This window comes from Shewanella gelidii, assembly GCF_014647855.1.
Taxonomy (GTDB): Bacteria; Pseudomonadota; Gammaproteobacteria; order Enterobacterales; family Shewanellaceae; genus Shewanella; species Shewanella gelidii.
Genome location: NZ_BMPZ01000003.1, coordinates 197,861 through 216,174, shown reverse-complemented (window position 1 = coordinate 216,174; position 18,314 = coordinate 197,861). Strand labels below are relative to the sequence as shown.

Sequence of the window (18,314 nt, the reverse complement as noted above, 5' to 3'; positions counted from 1 at the left end):
CCTAATGACCGACAAATTTTCCGATTAAATCCAAAAAGCTAAGCCCTGCTTAGCTTTTTTACGTTTAACCTTGAATGATAGTGTTACGGCCTGCATGTTTTGCTTGGTACATTAATTCATCGACTGTTGATACCGTGGTTTCTACATCAATATCACCCCCTCGAAATGTGGTGATACCAATGGAAACTGTGATTTGAGTTTTCTCCCCGTTAAACTCAAACGGCGCTTCTGCAATTTTTTGTCGCAATTTTTCTGCGAGATCGTAAGTGGTTTCTTCGTGGGTTTCTGGCATTAAAACCAAGAATTCCTCTCCCCCCCAACGGCAGACCGAGTCAGATTCTCGTGTATTATGTTTTAGAATGCCCGATAGGCGCACAAGAACTTCATCACCAGCGTCATGGCCATACTTGTCATTGATATTTTTAAAGTAATCAATATCAAGCATAAATAAACTAAAGGGGCGCAAATACCGCTGCGCACGAGAAATCTCCTTGGTTAAAATTTTGGTGAATTGGCGCCGGTTATAAAGGTTTGTAAGAGAATCTTCTTGCGAGGCTGTAACGAGCTCCTCCATCAGTTTATTGCGCTCCGAGATATCTCGTATTACTGCGGTCATCTCGACACGGTCATCCACATTGATTTTAGAGATGGTGACTTCAATAGAAAACTCAGTACCATCGCGCCTTAGCCCGCGGACGGAAGCACGAGTTTGCATGGGGCGAGAGTCGACTTTTGAATTTCGAAACCCTGACACATATTGATTGTGGTTGGGCCGATATTTGTGTGGAAGCAATTCTGTGAGCGGCATGCCTATACCTTCAGATTCAGACATGCCAAAGATCTTTTGTGCTGAACTATTAATGAGCTTGATATCTTGGTTTTCATCAATGGTAATAATGCCATCATATGCTGTTTGTACGACGGCTTCATAGCGCTTCATGGTGACATCGAGCTGCTTTTCAAGCTTCTTTTTCTCTGTGATTTCAACACAGGTTTGAATAATTCGAATATTGGGGGAGTGTGGATCCACGATGGGAGAGACGATCGATCGCCACCAACGCTCAGAAGCTTTGTAATCGACAAAAAACTCAGACTCGCAAGCAGACTCTTTCGACTTACATTCTGTAAATGAGCTATACATTTGCTCGCTAATGTAGCGAGGAAACAGAGTATCAATGGGCTTGTTGATAGCGTCCTTTTTATCAAAACCTAGAATATCTTCATACAGTGTATTGCAACTGACCATAAAGAAATTATTGGACTCTGGACTGTATTCATAAACAGCAAAGCTTGCACCAATGACTTCGATTGTGGACAGTAATTCACCGTGGGTTTCTTTAAAGAACATAGCGTCCCTTAGCTAGGATTCAACATATCTAAAAGACTAGTTTAGCTATTGATATTTCGCCACAAACATTGCTGATGAAAATGACTGTGCTTTGAATCTTAAGGTGAACGAAATTTGGAGCTAAGCTTTGCGAAATACGCTAGGGTTTATTGGGCATTTGTAAGGTGATATCTAAACCACCTAATGGCCCCTTGTTGCCAAAGATAAGCTCAAATTCATACTGTTCTGCAATATCTTTGACAATGGACAAACCGAGCCCATGACCACTAACTGACTCGTCTAGTCGAATGCCCCGTGCTGTCAGTTGTTCGAGCTGTTCGTCTTCGACCCCTGGACCATCGTCTTCAATCTGCAATGAAAAAACATGATCCTTTTCAGTAATATGTACCGTGACTTGGCTATGTGCCCACTTATAAGCGTTATCAAGTAGGTTGCCGATTAGCTCCATGCCATCTTCCCGGTGGATGGGTAAACGGTTAATGTTGGGCTGTATATCCATTTGACAGCTAACGTGTCGATGCTGATGCACTTTATCGAGTGTTTGTATTAGGCTTTCAAGATCAACGGGCACACTCAATTGTGAAGCCGGCAATAGGTCTCCAGTTGCTCTTGCTGCAGCGAGCTTGCGTTCAATCATTTTATGGATGAGCGTAATTTGTTGCTGAAGTGCCTGTGCTTTTTCGGGGTCGCTCAAGCCGAGTGCTTCGACTTGTTGTTGCATCACCGCCAAAGGCGTTTTTAACCCATGACTGAGGTTGCCAAGATTGTTGCGGCTGCGGGCGATTTGTTTACTGGTGTAGTCAAGTAGCTCATTATAAGTGTCGGCAAGCGGTTTGATTTCTGGTGGAATTTTGCCCAAATCAAGTGAGCTAATTTCGCCTTCGCGTAACTTGTTCAGAGATTGTTGTACGTGGGCAAGGGGTTTGAAAGATTGTCGAAGGACCAAAAATATACCGGTTAACATCGCAAGCAGAAGCAGCAGGTTAACCATTAATTTAAAACCGTATATTTCACTGAAAACTTGGCGGCCGATACTCAGATCCTGCGCCACCGTGAGTGTGGCATCAATGTGTGCAGACTCAGATGCAAGGCCGATAGAGAGGAGTTGCATATCATGATTGAGTGGTCCTTTCGCTTGCCAAGCTCGTGTTTGACCGAGAGCTAAGGTTTTAATGTTTAGCTGACGATCCCAAAGAGATCGTGAGCGAATCACTTGGTCTGGTAGATCGAGTTGGTAGTAGCGGCCTGAATATGCCGGATTATAAAAGTCTGAGAGCTGAGATTGATCAATACTGATTTCACCTTCATGAAGGTGAGTATTATGTACGACTTGTTGTAAATCTTCTTCTAAGCGATTGATAATTGAATCATGAAAAGCATGTCGGAGCATGGTTTCGAACACAAGTAGTCCGATGACTGTACTGACTATCACCAGCGCAGATAGCCAGAGGCTCAACTTGGTACGAATCGAAATCATGACGCGTTGTTTTCGTTGAGTCCATGGAAGATATAGCCTTGACCGCGGCGAGTTTCAATTGCAGTTTTACCAAGCTTTTTACGTAAGTGCGTCACATAGACCTCGACGACATTGCTTTCTTTCTCATCGTCAAATTGATACAGCTTATCTGTGAGTTGTGCTTTCGACATCAACATTTTAGGGGACATCAAAAAAATCTTTAACAGTCTAAACTCCATGGCGGTGAGCTCATATTGCTCACCTTTGAGCTCAACCCGTTGCTGGGTCTCATCGAGTGTAATACCGGCGTAGCTTAGAAGTTTGCTGCCCTGATTGGCGCGACCATGCGCTCGACTAATCAGCGCTTGAACGCGAGCCAGTAGTTCTTGGGTATGGAATGGTTTGCCAAGATAATCATCTGCACCTGCATTGAATCCTTCAACTTTCTCATGCCATTGGCCTCTTGCAGTGAGCATGATGACAGGTGTGCTGATGCCCCTGCTGCGCCATTGAGTTACCAACTCTAAGCCGTTACCGTCAGGCAATCCTATATCTAAAATAATACAATCATATTGAGTTTCTTGAATGAGGTAGTCGGCTTCAACGGCACTCATTGTTGTATCTGTTACATAACCGGCTTGTTTGAGCTGTTTTTGCAGCTCATTAATCAGTAACGTATTATCTTCGACGAGAAGTAACTTCAATTTATAGACATCCTATCAAGATGGTTTGTGGCGAATAGAGCTCACTGGTCTTTGCATCGATTTCTAGGAAGATCGCTTCGCCAGAAAAGGTCATCAGGTGTAAATCATACCGCCATTTGCTTCCTATTTGAAATAAGGTTGCGTCCACCAAATTGCAATTGAGGTTGAGTCGCGTTAAATGGGTGTCTAAAGATGTTATATGGCCTTGATTAACCAGCTTAATGGCTTGGTAATGCTCTACTTCAGTCTCGATGGAGTTGGGTTCGTCGGCGAATAGAGGTGTACTAAACAGCAGGGTTGCAAATAGAAGCAGATGAGCGTGCGAATTATCAGCTTTGAACATTTATTGCATCCAATAAAAAAGTGGCTTGAGTCAGTACTCAAACCACTTTATAAAATTTGCATTAAAGCAAGCTTAATCGTTTAGCGAGTACCGTAAACAACGATAGTCTTACCGTGAGCTTGGATGAGGTTTTGCTCCTCTAACATCTTCAAGATGCGTCCAACGGTTTCACGAGAACAACCAACAATTTGGCCGATTTCTTGACGTGTAATCTTAATTTGCATGCCATCAGGGTGCGTCATTGCGTCAGGCTGTTTGGCAAGATGCAATAATGTTTGCGCGATGCGACCTGCAACATCAAGGAACGCAAGGTTACCTACTTTTTGGCTAGTGCTTTGTAAGCGATAAGCCATCTGAGAAGAAAGCTTCATCAGAATTTCAGGGTTTACTTGGATAAGCTGCTTAAATTTCTTATATGAGATTTCTGCAATTTCACAAGCTTGCTTGGCACGAACCCATGCACTACGTTCCGCTTGTTCTTCAAACAGTCCCAATTCACCGATAAAGTCGCCTTGGTTCAGGTAAGAGAGGATCATCTCTTTACCTTCTTCATCTTTAATCAATACAGCGACAGAACCTTTAACAATATAGTAAAGCGTGTCAGAGTCTTCGCCAGCATGGATCAAAGTGCTTTTGGCTGGGTACTTGTGAATGTGACAGTGTGATAAAAACCATTCCAGGGTCGGATCCGGTTTTGGCTTGCCAATCAGTGCCATGCCTATGTTCCTCGATTGAATAATACGAAAGTAAGAATATTCTAAATAAGCATTCTAGGTCAATCTTAATCCAAAAAACTTGATTAAGGTCCGAAATTAATAGACTAACCCAAGTCGTTATAAAATATTTCAAATTAAAGCTATTTTGATTCTTCGGTGATATAAGTCAACCACAACCCCCCAAAAGGGGTACTCTTGATGAAACTATGCTGAGTAAATCACAACTTATTAATATATGTGTTCGATGTAAAAAACAAGTGAACAAGAAAAGTGTTCATGACCACAAGCAAGGATTTGATGCTATTTATCTGTTTTGGCCCCAATTATGGTAAGCTAATAGGCTAGCTTGCATAGTTTTGTATTGAAAATGAGGTAAAGAAGTAATGTCTTATCGCTGGTTAAAGCTCGCTGGATTAAGCCTTATGATATCAGTGACTACTGATGTCGGTGCTTTTTCGATCCCGCTTCAACAAAAAGACATCGCTGCTTCTAAGCTTGCACATATCCAACTCAATGCAGCCAGTGGTGACGCGCGAGCTCAATATTTGTTGGCTTTAATGCAGTTGTCCGGCAAATATACGGTAAAAAATATGTTACAGGGCGCGCATTGGCTTGAAAAAGCAGCGGAGCAAGGTCACATAAAAGCGCAGCAAACACTCGCGGATTTAAGTTTTGAGGGGAAATTAGTCACAAGAAACCTTAAAGTTGCCGAGCGCTGGTATCTTGAGCTTGCGCAAACCGGTGAGCGATGGGCTCAGTTCCGCTTGGGGTTCATCTATGCTTCTGGTGATGCTGACGTGCCACGCCATTGTGGAAAAGCATTAGAGTATTTTTATCAAGTTGGCGATACTGTGGCAATGGGGAATGCAGCTTGGATTTTGTCCACGTGTCCTGAAGCTGAGTTTAGAGATGGTAACCGCGCGCTGAACCTTTCACTTGAGCTATTAAAAGATAACCATAACGATCCGACGTGCTTGGATAATCTTGCAGCAGCCTATGCGGAATTAGGAAAGTTTGATGATGCAGTTGCGACACAGAAAAAAGCGATCTATGCGTTAGCGGGAACAAAAGATAGCAGCAAGATTAATGGATTTAAGGCGCGACTTGAACATTATCAAGCCCGTAAAGCTTATCGAGAAGTGTTGCCTTTACATATTCAAGATTAGCATGAACAGCCTGTAGTTCAGATGTACCATTTTAATGTGCTAAACCTTATGCGACCCCCAAGAACATTGATGTGAACACACAAAAATAAGGATCTTATCGTGGTGCTTTCAACTCATCGTTAGAGCTCTTTTTACTCTCCTTCCATCGCTTTTAATTGTAATTTTTTGTCCATCAGGTTCTTGATCAGTGGCGTCAAAATGAGTTCCATTGCGAGTGACATTTTTCCACCAGGAACAACCATGGTATTAATGCGTGACATAAATGCACCATCAATCATGCTTAGATAATGTGGAAAATCGACATTGGGCACATCCCGAAAGCGAATGACAACAAAGCTTTCATCTAGGCTGGGTATATCTTTGGCGCTAAAAGGGTTTGAGGTATCTACCGTTGGGACACGCTGGAAATTAATGTGGGTACGAGAGAACTGAGGAGTCATATGATTAATATAGTCATCCATACTTCTCACAATTGAACCCATCACTTTCTCTCGGCTGTGGCCTCGATCTGAGGTATCACGCACGATCTTCTGGATCCATTCCAAGTTAACAATCGGGACCATGCCGATAAGTAAGTCTACGTGCTGTGCGACGTCGTGCTCCCCAGTCACGACCCCTCCATGTAGCCCTTCGTAGTAGAGAATGTCAGTATTTTCTGGCAAAGGGCTCCATTGTGTAAAAGTGCCAGGCATCTGGTTAAAGGGCACGGCTTCATCAAATGTATGGAGGTACTTGCGAGTTTCCCCTTGTCCTGTAGCACTGTAGTCAGCAAAGCATTTTTCTAAGCGAGCAAAGTCATTGGCTTCGGGCCCAAAGTAACTGATGTTATGGTTTTCAGTCTGCCCTTTACGGATCATGACTTCCATTTCAGCACGGGTGTAATGATGGAAACTATCCCCTTCTACAAAAGCCGCATTGATCTCTAACTGACGAAAAATGTGGGAAAAAGCTGTAGTTGTGGTCGTGGTTCCTGCTCCTGAAGAGCCGGTAACTGCGATGATGGGGTATTTGGCTGACATTTGAGTACCTAGCTTAGTAATCGCGCTAAATGTTAAGAAGGCGTATTGGAACTGTTACGCAATTCCATTTATACGGAGATGCATCCACGAGGTCAATTATTGGGGGGAAATATTGAGATCGTTTCGTTGTCGAATGGCGATTGATTCATCGTCTTCACTATACTCGACTTGTAGCTCGCCCGCTTGGAGTGCCCGATGGCATTGCGCGATAGCTGTCTCTAGCGATTGTGAATTCGTGGCATCAAAGCTGCCGTCTTCCATTTGAGAGAATAAATATTCTTTAATTAAATTGTCTACCGTTGATTGGGGGAGAGCCTTTAAAGATTCATAGGGTACTAACATGGGCTTTCTCCGGTTAAAAAGTTATAAATTCTGCGTTCTAAATAATATCGCGGTTTAAGCGGTGTGCCGCCATCAATAAAGCCGACATGACCACCTTGATGGTGAAGTTCATATTCTACGGTGTCACTTATCTGTGTCGCCGTAGGAATGACAGCGTCGGTCATAAATGGGTCATCTCTAGCATGCATGACCAAAGTCGGAACGCATATTTGTGATAAGTAAGGCAAGCCGCTTGCGCGTTGGTAGTAATCATCAACTCCGGTAAAGCCATTTAACGGTGCTGTGACTTGATGGTCAAATTTATAGAATGAGTTTAATTGCGTAACTTGCTTTGCAGTAACTGGCATGTGCTGGCCGAGTCGTGGGTGACTGACTTTTTCTCTGGTTTTGTATTGAAGCTGATTGATTAAGTGTTTTTGATAGACTTTGGAAAACCCTTTTTCGAGTTTTTCTGCACACGCATCTAACCGTAATGGTGCAGAGATGACAACTGCCCGTTCGATTAATGCTTCAGATTGCTTCTCTCCTAAATATTTCGTGAGCACATTGCCTCCCAAGCTATAACCCACCACGAGTATTGGAGAGCTAGGGAATTGACGTTTTAGTGTGATGAGGGTGTGTTGTAAATCTTGAGTATCGCCACTGTGGTAGCTACGGGCAAGTCGGTTCGCTTCTCCAGAGCAGCTTCGATGATGGTGCACAACAGCAGCTTGATGGTGTTGCTTGCAAGTTTGCAACATGCGTCGAATATAGTGCGATTTTGCGCTGCCCTCTAACCCGTGGAGCATTAACACAATGGATTGATTTTCGGTAGGCTTTCTCAGCCAATCTAAATCAATAAAATCACCATCGCTAAGCTCCAAACGCTGCCGTTCCAATGTGGGCATGGTAACCTTAGTCATGACGGGTAAAATCGTCTGCACATGGGGGCTTTTTGCCCACCAGGGTGCTTTAAAATGATGTTGTGTCACTTGCTTCAAATCTAGTGTTTCCTAGCCAATTAAGTTGTGGGAAGAGCGAATCACACCTGATGTATAAATGAATAAATCAAACGGATGACGTTGCACATGCCGCCGTTTAACAGGGCTTTAATTTTGGATAACTTTTATCAGTGTGATTTTTTTGTGCAAACTGAATGAGCCTTGTAACGCCGGTTTTTTACTGCTCAATTTACTCATTGCCAAATACGTAATGTATCATGGATTCGATCAAAGCAACTGCCTAGCCAATTTCGTTAGCTTTTTGAACCTTAGAGCCATGTTAGACTTTATTATCCGCTTGTTTCTGGCTGCAAAAGTGTTTATGAATCTGTGTTTTTCAATTTTTGATTGGTAATCGCTTCGTTTCACATTAAGCTAAGTTTTTGCTCTAAGCTCAGTTACCACACGCAAGAAGATGGCACATGTTCATAAGATGAGACTCAGGGAATAAAAGATGAAACGGCGTACATTTTTAATTTCGACTTTTACCGGTACCGCGGCATTAGCTTTGGGTACGAACCTGTATTTATCGGATGATTTGCCGTTCGAAGATAGTCACCAAAATCATCACATGATTTTTAGTGTACTTATTCCTGTGTTTCTTGCTGGCGCATTACCCAAAGTGCCAAATTTACGGGAAGAGAGTATTCAGCGCACTTTAGTTGCGATTCAAGATAGCATTAAAGTACTACCTGTACATCAAGCTGCAGAATTGCAAGAGTTGTTAGGGTTATTAGAAAGTCGACTCGGACTGCTGTTTTTAACTGGGAGTATGACGCCTTTAATGCTACGTACGCATGCTCAGCTGATTAATATGCTTGAAAGCTGGCGCTTTCATTTCACTGAACTGATGATGATTGCCTACCAAGGATTACGTGAGTTAATTATGGCGAGCTATTACAGTTGTCCTGAGCATTGGGGTGGGTTGAATTATGCAAAGCCAAACTTTTTGGAAACTTAGCGGAAGCGGCTCATATTCACATGCTAATGGGGTCATCGCTTCACTCAACCTTATCTAGCTTTTCTATTTATCAATTAGAGCGCTTGTAAAACTCGGCAATCCAAGGAACTAACCAGTGGCGATTAAAGATCCTGTTCAGGAAGGGCTAAAAGCGGGGTGGCAGCATATCGATGCGAGCCAACTGAAACAACATCAAGCTTTTGAGGCTGATGTGGTTATTGTTGGGACTGGTGCTGGTGGCGGAGTCGCGGCGGAGGTGTTAACCCAGGCCGGGCATAGTGTCATCATGGTTGAGGCTGGGGCGTTGAAGTCATCGAAAGATTTTGTCATGGAAGAGCGAAAAGCCTACCCCGAGCTTTACCAGCAAGCAGCGGCAATGAAAACCCAAGACAAAGCCATTAGTATTTTCCAAGGGCGAGCTGTGGGTGGTTCGACAACGATTAATTGGACGACATCAATTAGAACACCTGAGCCAACGTTAGATTATTGGGCAAGTGAGCATGATGTGCGAGGGCTGTCGGCAGACGAGATGTTGCCTTGGTTTGAAAAAATGGAACAGCGGCTTAACATCCATGAATGGCAATATGAACCCAATCGCAATAACTTGGCTTTACGTCAAGGCTGTAGTGCACTTGGTTGGGATTATACGGTCATAAAGCGCAATGTAAGTGGGTGCTGGAACCTAGGCTATTGTGGCATGGGGTGCCCCGTGAATGCTAAACAATCCATGTTGGTGACGACGATTCCCGAAGCTCTTGCAGGTGGAGCAACTTTAGTTAGTCAGGCGAAAGCATTTAAAGTCGAATACCAACATGAGCAAGTCCAAGCTATCAAAGCGGTGGCTCTTGATGAAAGCCAATCTAAAACAGGAATTGAGCTCACTTTTAAGGCAAAACATTTTATTCTTGCGGCGGGTGCCATTCATACCCCCAGTTTGATGATGCGTTCCAAACTGCCCGATCCGCATCAGTTGCTGGGAAAGCGAACTTTTTTACATCCTTCTGTGTTATCCGGCGCAATCTTTAAGGACCCTATCTATGGTCATAGTGGTGCGCCACAATCTATCTATAGCGATCAATTTGTCTGGCCTGATAATCCGCAGCAATTAGGTTATAAACTTGAAGTGCCACCAATCCACCCAATGTTAATTGCCTCTAAAACTATGGGGTATGGACAATCTCATGCGCAATTGATGTCAGATTTTAATCAGCTGCAAGTGACGATTGCGTTGATCCGTGATGGGTTTAGCCCTGAAAGCCTCGGAGGTCAAGTGCAGTTGACAGACAATGGAAGTGCGTTGAATTATCCGTTGACGCCGAGCTTTTGGGATGCCGCGCGCCGCGCCTATATGAGCATGGCTGAGTTGCAATTTGCTGCTGGAGCAAAGCGAGTTCTGCCTATCCATGAGGGGATGCCGTACCTGAAATCTTGGCAACAAGCGAAAACAGAAATTCCACAAATGGATTTAGCCCCACTCAAAACCGTCGTCGCTTCGGCTCACGTCATGGGAGGCTGTCCGATGAGTGAAGATGTCAACAAAGGACTCGTATCGAGTCAAGGCCGATCCCATTATATAGAAAATCTATCGGTAATGGATGGTTCGGTATTCCCCACAAGCTTAGGTGCCAATCCACAGCTGACGATTTATGGCATGACGGCTCGAAACGCGACCTTATTGGCCGAACAATTAGGAAACTAAAACGCTTCATAGTTTCTGCGTTTAATAACGGTGCTGGCGTGAACAAATCTTGAATCAGTTCACTGACGACGGCTTAATCAAATGTGGTTAAGTTCTGTTGCCAAAACTTAAAAGCTGGCTCGGGTTGAATGAGGAGTTGTAAATATTGTTTCACGTTAGAGTCAGTCGTTGCCGTTGCTTGCTGTTGATGTTGAATCGGCAGCGTAAAAGTGCGCATTGCGTTTGAAATTAGCTGCTGACTTTTGCGCTCTAGCATGAGTTCTACTTCGAGCATCTGCTGATATTGTTCGGCTGTTAATTGTGATTTCCCTGTGCGACGAATTGTTCTGTAGGGGATTAGCATGCTTGTATCCCAAGGAGTGACCGCGAGGGAAAGTTCTTGCCATTGCTCTGACGAAAGCGAGATAGGATTTGCTTCCGATTGTCTGTGGTCGTCACCATCCAAATAAACGGCCAGTAAGAACAGATTCACGTTAACGCCAAATTGATCCTGCATGGCAATAAAGCAAGCAGGGTTGTTCCGATAGAGTTGCTCACATTGCTGCCATAGATCTGGGGCGAGAGTCAGTTGCTTGGCCACCTTTTGCTCCATTGCTACCTTTCTACTTTTTTATTCGAGTTACGCTGAAGGCTATCGTTCCGCTGCGACCACTGAAGACTATAGTGTATCCGTGGTGGCCAATTTCTATTGTTGCTCTATGGCTTCAATTTGTTCTTGTAATTCAAGCCACGCCATTTCACTGTCTTCAAGTGCGCGGGTGAGTTGAGTTCGCTCAGAAAGAACCTGTGTTAGTGTCGCTTTGTTTTCTGCATCGTACAAGCTTGTATCTGCAAGCTGTTGCTCAATGCTCTCGAGCTGTTGATTGATTTTATCTTGCTCTTTTTCGAACTTAACTTGCTTTTTCTTTAACGGTGATAGCTTCACTCTAAGTTCGGCTTCTAAGCGTTTTTGTTGCTTGCGATCCACCTGAGGTTTGGTTGACTCAGTTGTATCTTCAGCAGGCTTAGCGGCTTGCTTTGCTGCATCAAGCAACCATTGATGATAATCATCCAAATCGCCGTTAAAGCCTTTTACTTGACCTTGGTCGACTAAGTAATAATCACTGCAGCTCAGACGGAGCAAATGACGGTCGTGCGATACAATGACCATCGCTCCTTCAAAGTCTTGCAATGCCATGGTTAACGCGTGGCGCATCTCTAAGTCAAGATGGTTGGTTGGTTCATCAAGTAACAGTAAATTGGGTCGTTGCCACACTAGTAGTGCTAGAACGAGACGCGCTTTCTCTCCACCTGAGAAAGGAGCAACTGCTGAGAGTGCCATATCGCCGTTGAACCCAAATCCGCCCAAAAAGTCTCTGAGCTCTTGCTCTTTATGATTGGGAGCTAGCCGAGTGAGGTGCTGTAAAGGCGTATCGTCTAATCGTAAAAATTCAATTTGATGCTGGGCAAAGTAACCAATATTCAGCCCTGGGTTGGGTTGATATAGCCCGTGCATCGGCTCGAGTTGCTTTGCCAATAATTTTATGAGTGTTGACTTACCCGCGCCATTGCGCCCAAGTAAGCCTATTCGGGCACCGGGTACTAGGTTGAGATGAACTTGTTCTAAGATGGCTTTGTCGTCATAACCAACTGCCACTTTCTCCATCGTGACCAATGGGTTTGGCAGCGCTTCTGGCTTTTTAAATGCCATTTGAAATGGATTATCGGCCTTGGAGGGGAGTAGTTCCGTCATCCGCTCGAGGGCTTTCAAGCGGCTTTGAGCTTGCTTGGCTTTGGTCGCTTTATAGCGGAATCGGTCAACAAATGACTGCATATGAGCGCGTTCTTTTTTCTGGCGTTCATAGGCAACTTGTTGTTGGGCCATGCGTTCTGCTCGGACCCGTTCGAAGGCGCTGTAATTGCCTTTGTAATAATTTAATTGTTGATGCTCTACATGAACGATTTCATCCACAATTCCGTCAATAAAGTCGCGATCGTGACTAATCAGAATCAATGTGCCTTGATAGGCTTTGATCCAACCTTCTAACCAGTACATGGTGTCGAGATCTAAGTGGTTCGTGGGTTCATCCAAGAGTAACAAATCGGAACGACATAAAAGTGCTTGTGCCAGGTTAAGGCGCATACGCCAGCCTCCGGAAAATGTCTTGACGGCTTGGCTTTGTTCTTTCTCACTAAAGCCCAGTCCTGCCAACAAGGTTCCCGCACGAGCGCGAATTGCGTAACCGCCAATCGCATCAATTAGGCCATGTAATGTGGCAATCGCATTCCCATCATCTTCGGCCTGTGCAATGGCTAATTTTGCTTCGAGTTGGCGAAACTCTGTGTCGCCATCCAGTACATACTCAAGAGCTGGTGTATCTAATGCCGGTGTTTCCTGCGCAACCGTCGCAATTTGCCAGCCACTGGGTAAGCTGAAATCTCCTTTATCCAGTGATAGCTGTCCAAGAATCAAAGCAAGTAATGATGACTTTCCGGTGCCATTGGCTCCAACTAGACCGACTTTGTGGCCTGGGTAGACGGTTAAATTTGCCTCATCCAGCAAAGTTTTGCTGCCACGGATAAGTTGAGCGGATGTGATACTAATCATCGATTACTACTGACTAAAAGTCTGTCGGAAAGTTAGGGGCAGAATGATAGCCTAGTCGGCCCTTGCTGTTAATGAAAATCAAACAGAATTACCTAAACTATGGCAAAATAGCGGGACTATTTGAAATGGATATCGTGTATTTAAAATGGCAAAAGTAAAAAAAAGATTTGTCGCTGGAGCAAAGTGTCCGAAATGCGGCGCGGTTGATACGATTCAACTCTTTAAAGAAAACAATATTGAGACCGTGACCTGCATGGATTGTGACTACCAAGAGCAGCAACCTGAAGCTCCTGTGGCAGAGAAAGCAAGTGGTGCTGTCATTGGGGTCTTTAAGCCCTAAAGCGACTTAGACAATTGGTGAAGGTGAACCGGAAGATGATAACCACAATTATTTTGTTGTTTTAATCGAAGATACAAAAGCTTGTCTTTTCTCTAACCCGACTATAATTACCTAGAATAGTAGGAGTGAAATATGAGCTTATTCGCCATCATGCCCCCAGTTGAATTTGAGCAGCAATATCCACAGTTGCATACTGAGGTGTGTGAAAAGCTGGGTCTAGGTTTCGTACCAAATATTTTCCGATGTATGGCGTTAGTCAATGAACCGCTCGCTCTATCCTCATGGCAAATGGTGAAGCAGAACCTGTGCGCCGGGAATTTACCTCGGATGGTCAAGGAGCTTTTGTTTTCATTTGTGGCGTATAAACGTCGTTGTCAATATTGCTATATCGCACATCATGCCCTTGCCATTCATCATGGTTTTTCAGAGGGGCATGTAAAAGCTCTTTTTGATGATATTGAAAGCGCGGAGCCGCCTATTTTAGGCGCCGTGCTTAAATTTGCCGATCTTGCCACGGAACCACATTTTGTTGATCCAGATTCTGCGTACAAAGATATGCAGGCATTGGGGTTATCGCAAAGTGAAACCGTTGAGGTTTTGGGAATGGTTTCGTGTGCGCTGTATATGGTCAACATTGCCGATGGCTTGGGATTGCCAGTTGATGAACGTTTCATCACCGTGATTAATCAAGAGTAGCTAAATGGCGAAGTTTATTGATGCGACAAAGGCATTCCAATGTAATGTGAGGAAAAGCCCGATTAGCTCGGCCAAACCTGGGTTCGATGAGCTTTTTCAAAATGTAGAAATTGACTCAGACTCTGCCAATCAGGTCATCAAGTCTTCTTTGAGAGCTGAAAGTTTACTTCGTTTGAGCAAGGTTATTGGTAGCTATAAATCGCTGTATGCAGATCTAGAGAATATCTACCGTACGATTCGTTTCTCTGTTGATTTAGAAAATTGTATTTTGGTGCGATCGCTGAATCACAATCAATGGGAATATCTACACTTCATTAAAGGGTATCAGTTACAAGTTGGGGCGGAATGGGTTCAGGTTGATTCCAACCAGTCTTACGGTATTGACGAATTACTCAACATGCCAAAAGAAATATTGTGTACATTCCCGACGTCAAACTTTGACAATTCAGTGCTTGATCAATTGTTGACACAGAAAAGCTCTTATTTTGAGCACTTTGTCCATAATAAAGGTGGCGTGATATACGCAACCGGGGCCGACCTAAATTATAGCCATTGTGATATGTGTTATCTCAGTCATGTCACTTCCATTATTTCTTATTGTGTTGAAAAAGAGATCTCTGATGACTTTCTAGCGCAGGTGTATCGAAATTTAGGTAGTGCAGCAGCTGTAGGGGATAGGCTCAAAAGCGAAGGTGAAAAGCAAGTTGTTATCCCCGCAATTTATATGGATACACCGACAGGGCTGCCCAATCAGCGCGGCTTTTTAAGAATTCTGCGTCAAGCCATTGAGGTAAAATCCAAAGCTATTTTTGTCGTGATCCTGTCGATCGACAATTTCAATTACTTCTGCGGCTTGTTTGATGACTCAGTGCAGCAACGCTTTATTAAAGCTGCGATTGATAAAATTAGAGAGGTGGTGACCAATGAAACTATCTCTTACCTTGGTGGAAGCAAATTTGCCTTTTTTTTGTCGGATACCCATGTGGCTGAAGTCAATATGTTATTGCAGCAGGTGGTTGATCGCTTTGCCGTCGATATCGTCGTTACAGATTACCGAGCAAACTTTAATATTTTAGCGGGTTACGTAAACTATTCCCGTGAGCAAGTGACGCAGCAAAATCCAAAAGAGCAGGCGGCTGATTTACTGTTGAAGCTTGCTGAAATCGCACTGTTCCAGGCACGAAAAAATCGTCAAATTAATTTTCTAGGTTATGAAGCCGGTATGGATGACGAACTCAAGCTCAAAATCGATTTGATGCGTAGTTTGAGCCAAGCTATTTCAAACGAAGAGTTTGAGCTTTATTTCCAGCCCATTGTTGCTGCGGATGATGCCGCCCATGGCCGATATTACTATTTTGAAGCCTTATTGCGATGGCAGCATCCCGCATACGGGCTCGTCGGGCCTGATAAGTTTATTCACATCGCTGAAAAAAGTGGGGATATTGTGGCCCTCGGTTATTGGGTCGTTGAGCGAGTGTGTCGCTATCTCGCAGAGTCAAACCTTGAGGCCAGCATTCGGGTTGCAGTCAACCTATCTCCCGTGCAGCTGCGAGAAGATAATTTGGTCAACAATTTAATTCATATTGTTGAAAGGCATGGTATTGCTGCAGAATCGATCGTCTTTGAAATTACCGAAACCGCGGCGATGCAGAATGCCGAATTATCGAAAATACAGTTTGCCAAGTTACGCGAGTATGGCTTTAAGTTGGCAGTTGATGATTTTGGTACTGGACACTCCGCACTGAGTTACTTGCTCGAGTTTTCTTTGGATATTCTTAAAATTGATAAGAGTTTCATCGACCAAACGCAGGATAATCAACGCTATGAGTTGATTGCTGAGTCAATGATTATATTGGCGCACCAGTTATCAATGACCGTAGTTTGCGAAGGCATTGAAACCCCGCAACAATTGAAAATGGTGCAAGACTGGCAATCTGACTTTATTCAAGGCTACTTTATTTGTAAGCCGAAACCTTGGCACTACTTTGTTGATAAGCTCAAGAATATCGGCAGCTCCAACAACCTCAAAGAGTTCAAGAATTAGCGGGCTGACTTTTCTTGTGATGCCCTTTCACGTTTCTGCTTCTGGATTTTGCTTGTCTTGAGCGCAAATTGCCTCAGCTTTCATGATGAAATACTGCTATGATCTCGACCTGCATATGCCCCTCGAATTTTGGGGCTTTTATTTGAAAATAGGACAACCCCGTGAATCCCAATTTGGCTGACAAAGCACAACCTTTTACTCAACTTCCATTAAAGCCTGAGTTGCTTACAAATCTTGTGACGATGGGCTTTAAGCAGATGACGCCAATTCAAGCGCAGAGTCTCCCCACGATTCTGCAAAGTAAGGATGTTATTGGCCAAGGGAAAACGGGCTCAGGTAAAACAGCGGCTTTTGGATTAGGTATTCTCAACAAGTTAAATGTGAAACGCTTTCGTATTCAATCTTTGGTGCTCTGCCCAACTCGAGAGCTTGCGGATCAAGTTGCAAAAGAGATCAGAACCTTAGCGCGCGGTATTCACAATATAAAGGTATTGACACTATGTGGCGGCGTGCCAATGGGTCCGCAAATTGGCTCACTTGAACATGGCGCGCATATTATTGTCGGCACGCCAGGGCGTATCATGGATCACTTAGACCGTGGTCGCTTAGATCTTTCCGAGGTGGACACTTTTGTTCTCGATGAAGCAGACCGAATGCTGGAAATGGGGTTTCAGGATGCGCTTGATGCAGTGATTGAGCATGTGCCAAGTCTGCGTCAGACATTGCTATTTAGCGCCACTTATCCGAAGCAGATTGAAGCGATCGCTAACCGGATCATGGTGAAGCCTAAAATGGTCAAGGTCGAGTCAACCCATGACAGTTCAAGCATTGTGCAGCATTTTTACCACACCAATAACAACAATGACCGTTTGTCCGCGTTGCGGTTGTTGCTGTTACAAGGTAAGCCCGAGAGTTCGGTTGTATTTTGTAATACCAAGCGGGAAACCAAAGATGTCGCTGCAAAACTCGCTAATGAAGGCTTTAGTGTCATTGCATTACATGGCGATCTGGAGCAGCGAGATAGAGACCAAGCATTGCTGCAATTTGCCAACAAAAGCGTTTCAGTGATGGTGGCGACTGATGTCGCTGCGCGTGGGCTGGATATCGAAGCGATAGACGCAGTATTTAACTATCATGTGGCTTACGATAGTGAAGTTCATATTCATCGCATTGGTCGAACTGGGCGAGCAGGGAGTCAGGGAGTGGCGCATACATTTTTTAATGAGCAAGATACCCCGAAAATGATCTTACTTGAAGATGAGCTTGGTTATGAGATTACCGCCACGGGTTTGCCGTCTGACGGGTTGTTGGAGCAGCGTCCGTTAGAGCCAAAGATGATGACCATTCAAATTGATGCGGGTAAAAAGCAAAAAATCCGTCCAGGCGATATTGTGGGTGCGTTAACTGGGGAGCGCGGCATCGATGGCAATCAAATCGGCAAAATTAAAGTAACGGATTTTAGATCCTATGTCGCTGTAGAGCGTCATGTCGCGAGAAAAGCACTTAATAAAATTGTTAAAGGAAAGCTTAAAGGTCGCAGTTATCGCGCATGGGAAATGCAATAGTTTGCCTTATTCTTTTAAAAAATGAGCTGAAGCACTGAGAATGTTCGTTATGAACCCTCAAATTTAAATGCCATGATTATCGATTAAAACCGACTGCTGATAGCAGTCGGTTTTGTTTTATCGGTTAGTGGTTGCGGTTCAGGCATTGGCAACGCTTGAAAAACGGGTCATGTCAGGCCTGCCACCTTTTGATACATGTTTTGTTTACACTTTTCACGAAAAGGATTTATATGTCTTCTGTTCAGGTGTGGTAAATTTAACCTATGGGATCCTCGGTTGATTGGTTGGGGTTTGATTTCACACTAAGAAGTGCAGGTAGACCACGTATCGTCGAAAGGGAGTAGCGTT

General features: G+C 44.1%; 17 protein-coding genes. 7 read left to right on the top strand and 10 right to left on the bottom strand.

Annotation, left to right across the window (positions count from 1 at the left end; genetic code table 11):
• Positions 1–64 precede the first annotated feature (64 nt).
• From IEY18_RS07900 to crp, 5 genes are all read right to left on the bottom strand, one after another.
• Positions 65–1,348 (bottom strand): sensor domain-containing diguanylate cyclase, encoded by a 1,284-nt coding sequence (locus tag IEY18_RS07900; RefSeq protein WP_188919538.1) that lies wholly within the window; start codon positions 1,346–1,348, stop codon positions 65–67.
• 139 nt (positions 1,349–1,487) lie between these two features.
• The gene (locus tag IEY18_RS07895) at positions 1,488–2,825 is read right to left on the bottom strand and encodes an ATP-binding protein (protein WP_188919536.1); all 1,338 of its coding nucleotides are present in this window, start codon (positions 2,823–2,825) and stop codon (positions 1,488–1,490) included.
• Positions 2,822–3,508: a response regulator transcription factor gene (locus tag IEY18_RS07890; protein WP_188919533.1), complete on the bottom strand. Its 687-nt coding sequence runs from the start codon at positions 3,506–3,508 to the stop codon at positions 2,822–2,824. The genes IEY18_RS07895 and IEY18_RS07890 overlap by 4 nt, the downstream gene beginning before the upstream one ends.
• A gap of 1 nt (position 3,509) precedes the next feature.
• Positions 3,510–3,851, bottom strand: coding sequence for a hypothetical protein (locus IEY18_RS07885; RefSeq protein ID WP_188919532.1), 342 nt, complete (start codon positions 3,849–3,851; stop codon positions 3,510–3,512).
• 80 nt (positions 3,852–3,931) lie between these two features.
• Positions 3,932–4,567, bottom strand: coding sequence for a cAMP-activated global transcriptional regulator CRP (gene crp / locus IEY18_RS07880; protein WP_188919530.1), 636 nt, complete (start codon positions 4,565–4,567; stop codon positions 3,932–3,934).
• A 383-nt stretch (positions 4,568–4,950) separates the two neighbouring features.
• Between crp and IEY18_RS07875 the strand changes: the two genes are divergently transcribed.
• The gene (locus IEY18_RS07875; RefSeq protein WP_188919528.1) at positions 4,951–5,733 is read left to right on the top strand and encodes a tetratricopeptide repeat protein; all 783 of its coding nucleotides are present in this window, start codon (positions 4,951–4,953) and stop codon (positions 5,731–5,733) included.
• Between the two features lie 131 nt (positions 5,734–5,864).
• Here IEY18_RS07875 and IEY18_RS07870 read toward each other — a convergent pair whose 3' ends face one another.
• The 3 genes from IEY18_RS07870 to IEY18_RS07860 all read right to left on the bottom strand — a co-directional run bounded on the left by IEY18_RS07870 (position 5,865) and on the right by IEY18_RS07860 (position 8,065).
• Positions 5,865–6,752 (bottom strand): phosphoribulokinase, encoded by an 888-nt coding sequence (locus tag IEY18_RS07870; RefSeq protein WP_188919526.1) that lies wholly within the window; start codon positions 6,750–6,752, stop codon positions 5,865–5,867.
• 96 nt (positions 6,753–6,848) lie between these two features.
• Positions 6,849–7,094, bottom strand: a complete 246-nt coding sequence (locus tag IEY18_RS07865; protein ID WP_188919524.1) for a YheU family protein — start codon at positions 7,092–7,094, stop codon at positions 6,849–6,851.
• Positions 7,088–8,065 carry a hydrolase gene (locus IEY18_RS07860; protein WP_188920024.1) on the bottom strand — a complete coding sequence of 326 codons (978 nt, stop codon included), beginning with the start codon at positions 8,063–8,065 and terminating at the stop codon, positions 7,088–7,090. Before IEY18_RS07860 ends, IEY18_RS07865 begins: the two co-directional genes overlap by 7 nt.
• A 463-nt stretch (positions 8,066–8,528) precedes the next feature.
• Here IEY18_RS07860 and IEY18_RS07855 point away from each other — a divergent pair, with 463 nt between their 5' ends.
• Complete coding sequence (locus IEY18_RS07855; RefSeq protein ID WP_188919523.1) at positions 8,529–9,035, top strand: TAT leader-containing periplasmic protein; 507 nt, start codon at positions 8,529–8,531, stop codon at positions 9,033–9,035.
• Positions 9,036–9,150: 115 nt separating this feature from the next.
• Positions 9,151–10,734 carry a GMC family oxidoreductase gene (locus tag IEY18_RS07850; RefSeq protein ID WP_188919522.1) on the top strand — a complete coding sequence of 528 codons (1,584 nt, stop codon included), beginning with the start codon at positions 9,151–9,153 and terminating at the stop codon, positions 10,732–10,734.
• Positions 10,735–10,807: 73 nt separating this feature from the next.
• Here IEY18_RS07850 and IEY18_RS07845 read toward each other — a convergent pair whose 3' ends face one another.
• Both IEY18_RS07845 and IEY18_RS07840 read right to left on the bottom strand, forming a co-directional pair.
• Positions 10,808–11,314, bottom strand: a complete 507-nt coding sequence (locus IEY18_RS07845; protein ID WP_188919520.1) for a DUF2390 domain-containing protein — start codon at positions 11,312–11,314, stop codon at positions 10,808–10,810.
• Positions 11,315–11,419: 105 nt separating this feature from the next.
• A complete protein-coding gene (locus IEY18_RS07840) occupies positions 11,420–13,321 on the bottom strand; it encodes an ABC transporter ATP-binding protein (protein WP_188919519.1) in 1,902 nt (633 codons plus the stop codon).
• A 145-nt stretch (positions 13,322–13,466) separates the two neighbouring features.
• On the opposite strand from IEY18_RS07840, the gene IEY18_RS07835 reads away from it, so the two are divergent.
• From IEY18_RS07835 to dbpA, 4 genes are all read left to right on the top strand, one after another.
• Positions 13,467–13,661 (top strand): YheV family putative zinc ribbon protein, encoded by a 195-nt coding sequence (locus IEY18_RS07835; RefSeq protein ID WP_188919518.1) that lies wholly within the window; start codon positions 13,467–13,469, stop codon positions 13,659–13,661.
• Positions 13,662–13,793: 132 nt separating this feature from the next.
• Complete coding sequence (locus IEY18_RS07830) at positions 13,794–14,357, top strand: carboxymuconolactone decarboxylase family protein (RefSeq protein WP_188919517.1); 564 nt, start codon at positions 13,794–13,796, stop codon at positions 14,355–14,357.
• 4 nt (positions 14,358–14,361) lie between these two features.
• On the top strand, positions 14,362–16,401 hold the full coding sequence (locus IEY18_RS07825; RefSeq protein ID WP_188919516.1) for a putative bifunctional diguanylate cyclase/phosphodiesterase: 2,040 nt from the start codon (positions 14,362–14,364) through the stop codon (positions 16,399–16,401).
• 161 nt (positions 16,402–16,562) lie between these two features.
• Positions 16,563–17,966, top strand: coding sequence for an ATP-dependent RNA helicase DbpA (dbpA, locus tag IEY18_RS07820; protein ID WP_188919515.1), 1,404 nt, complete (start codon positions 16,563–16,565; stop codon positions 17,964–17,966).
• Positions 17,967–18,314: the final 348 nt, after the last annotated feature.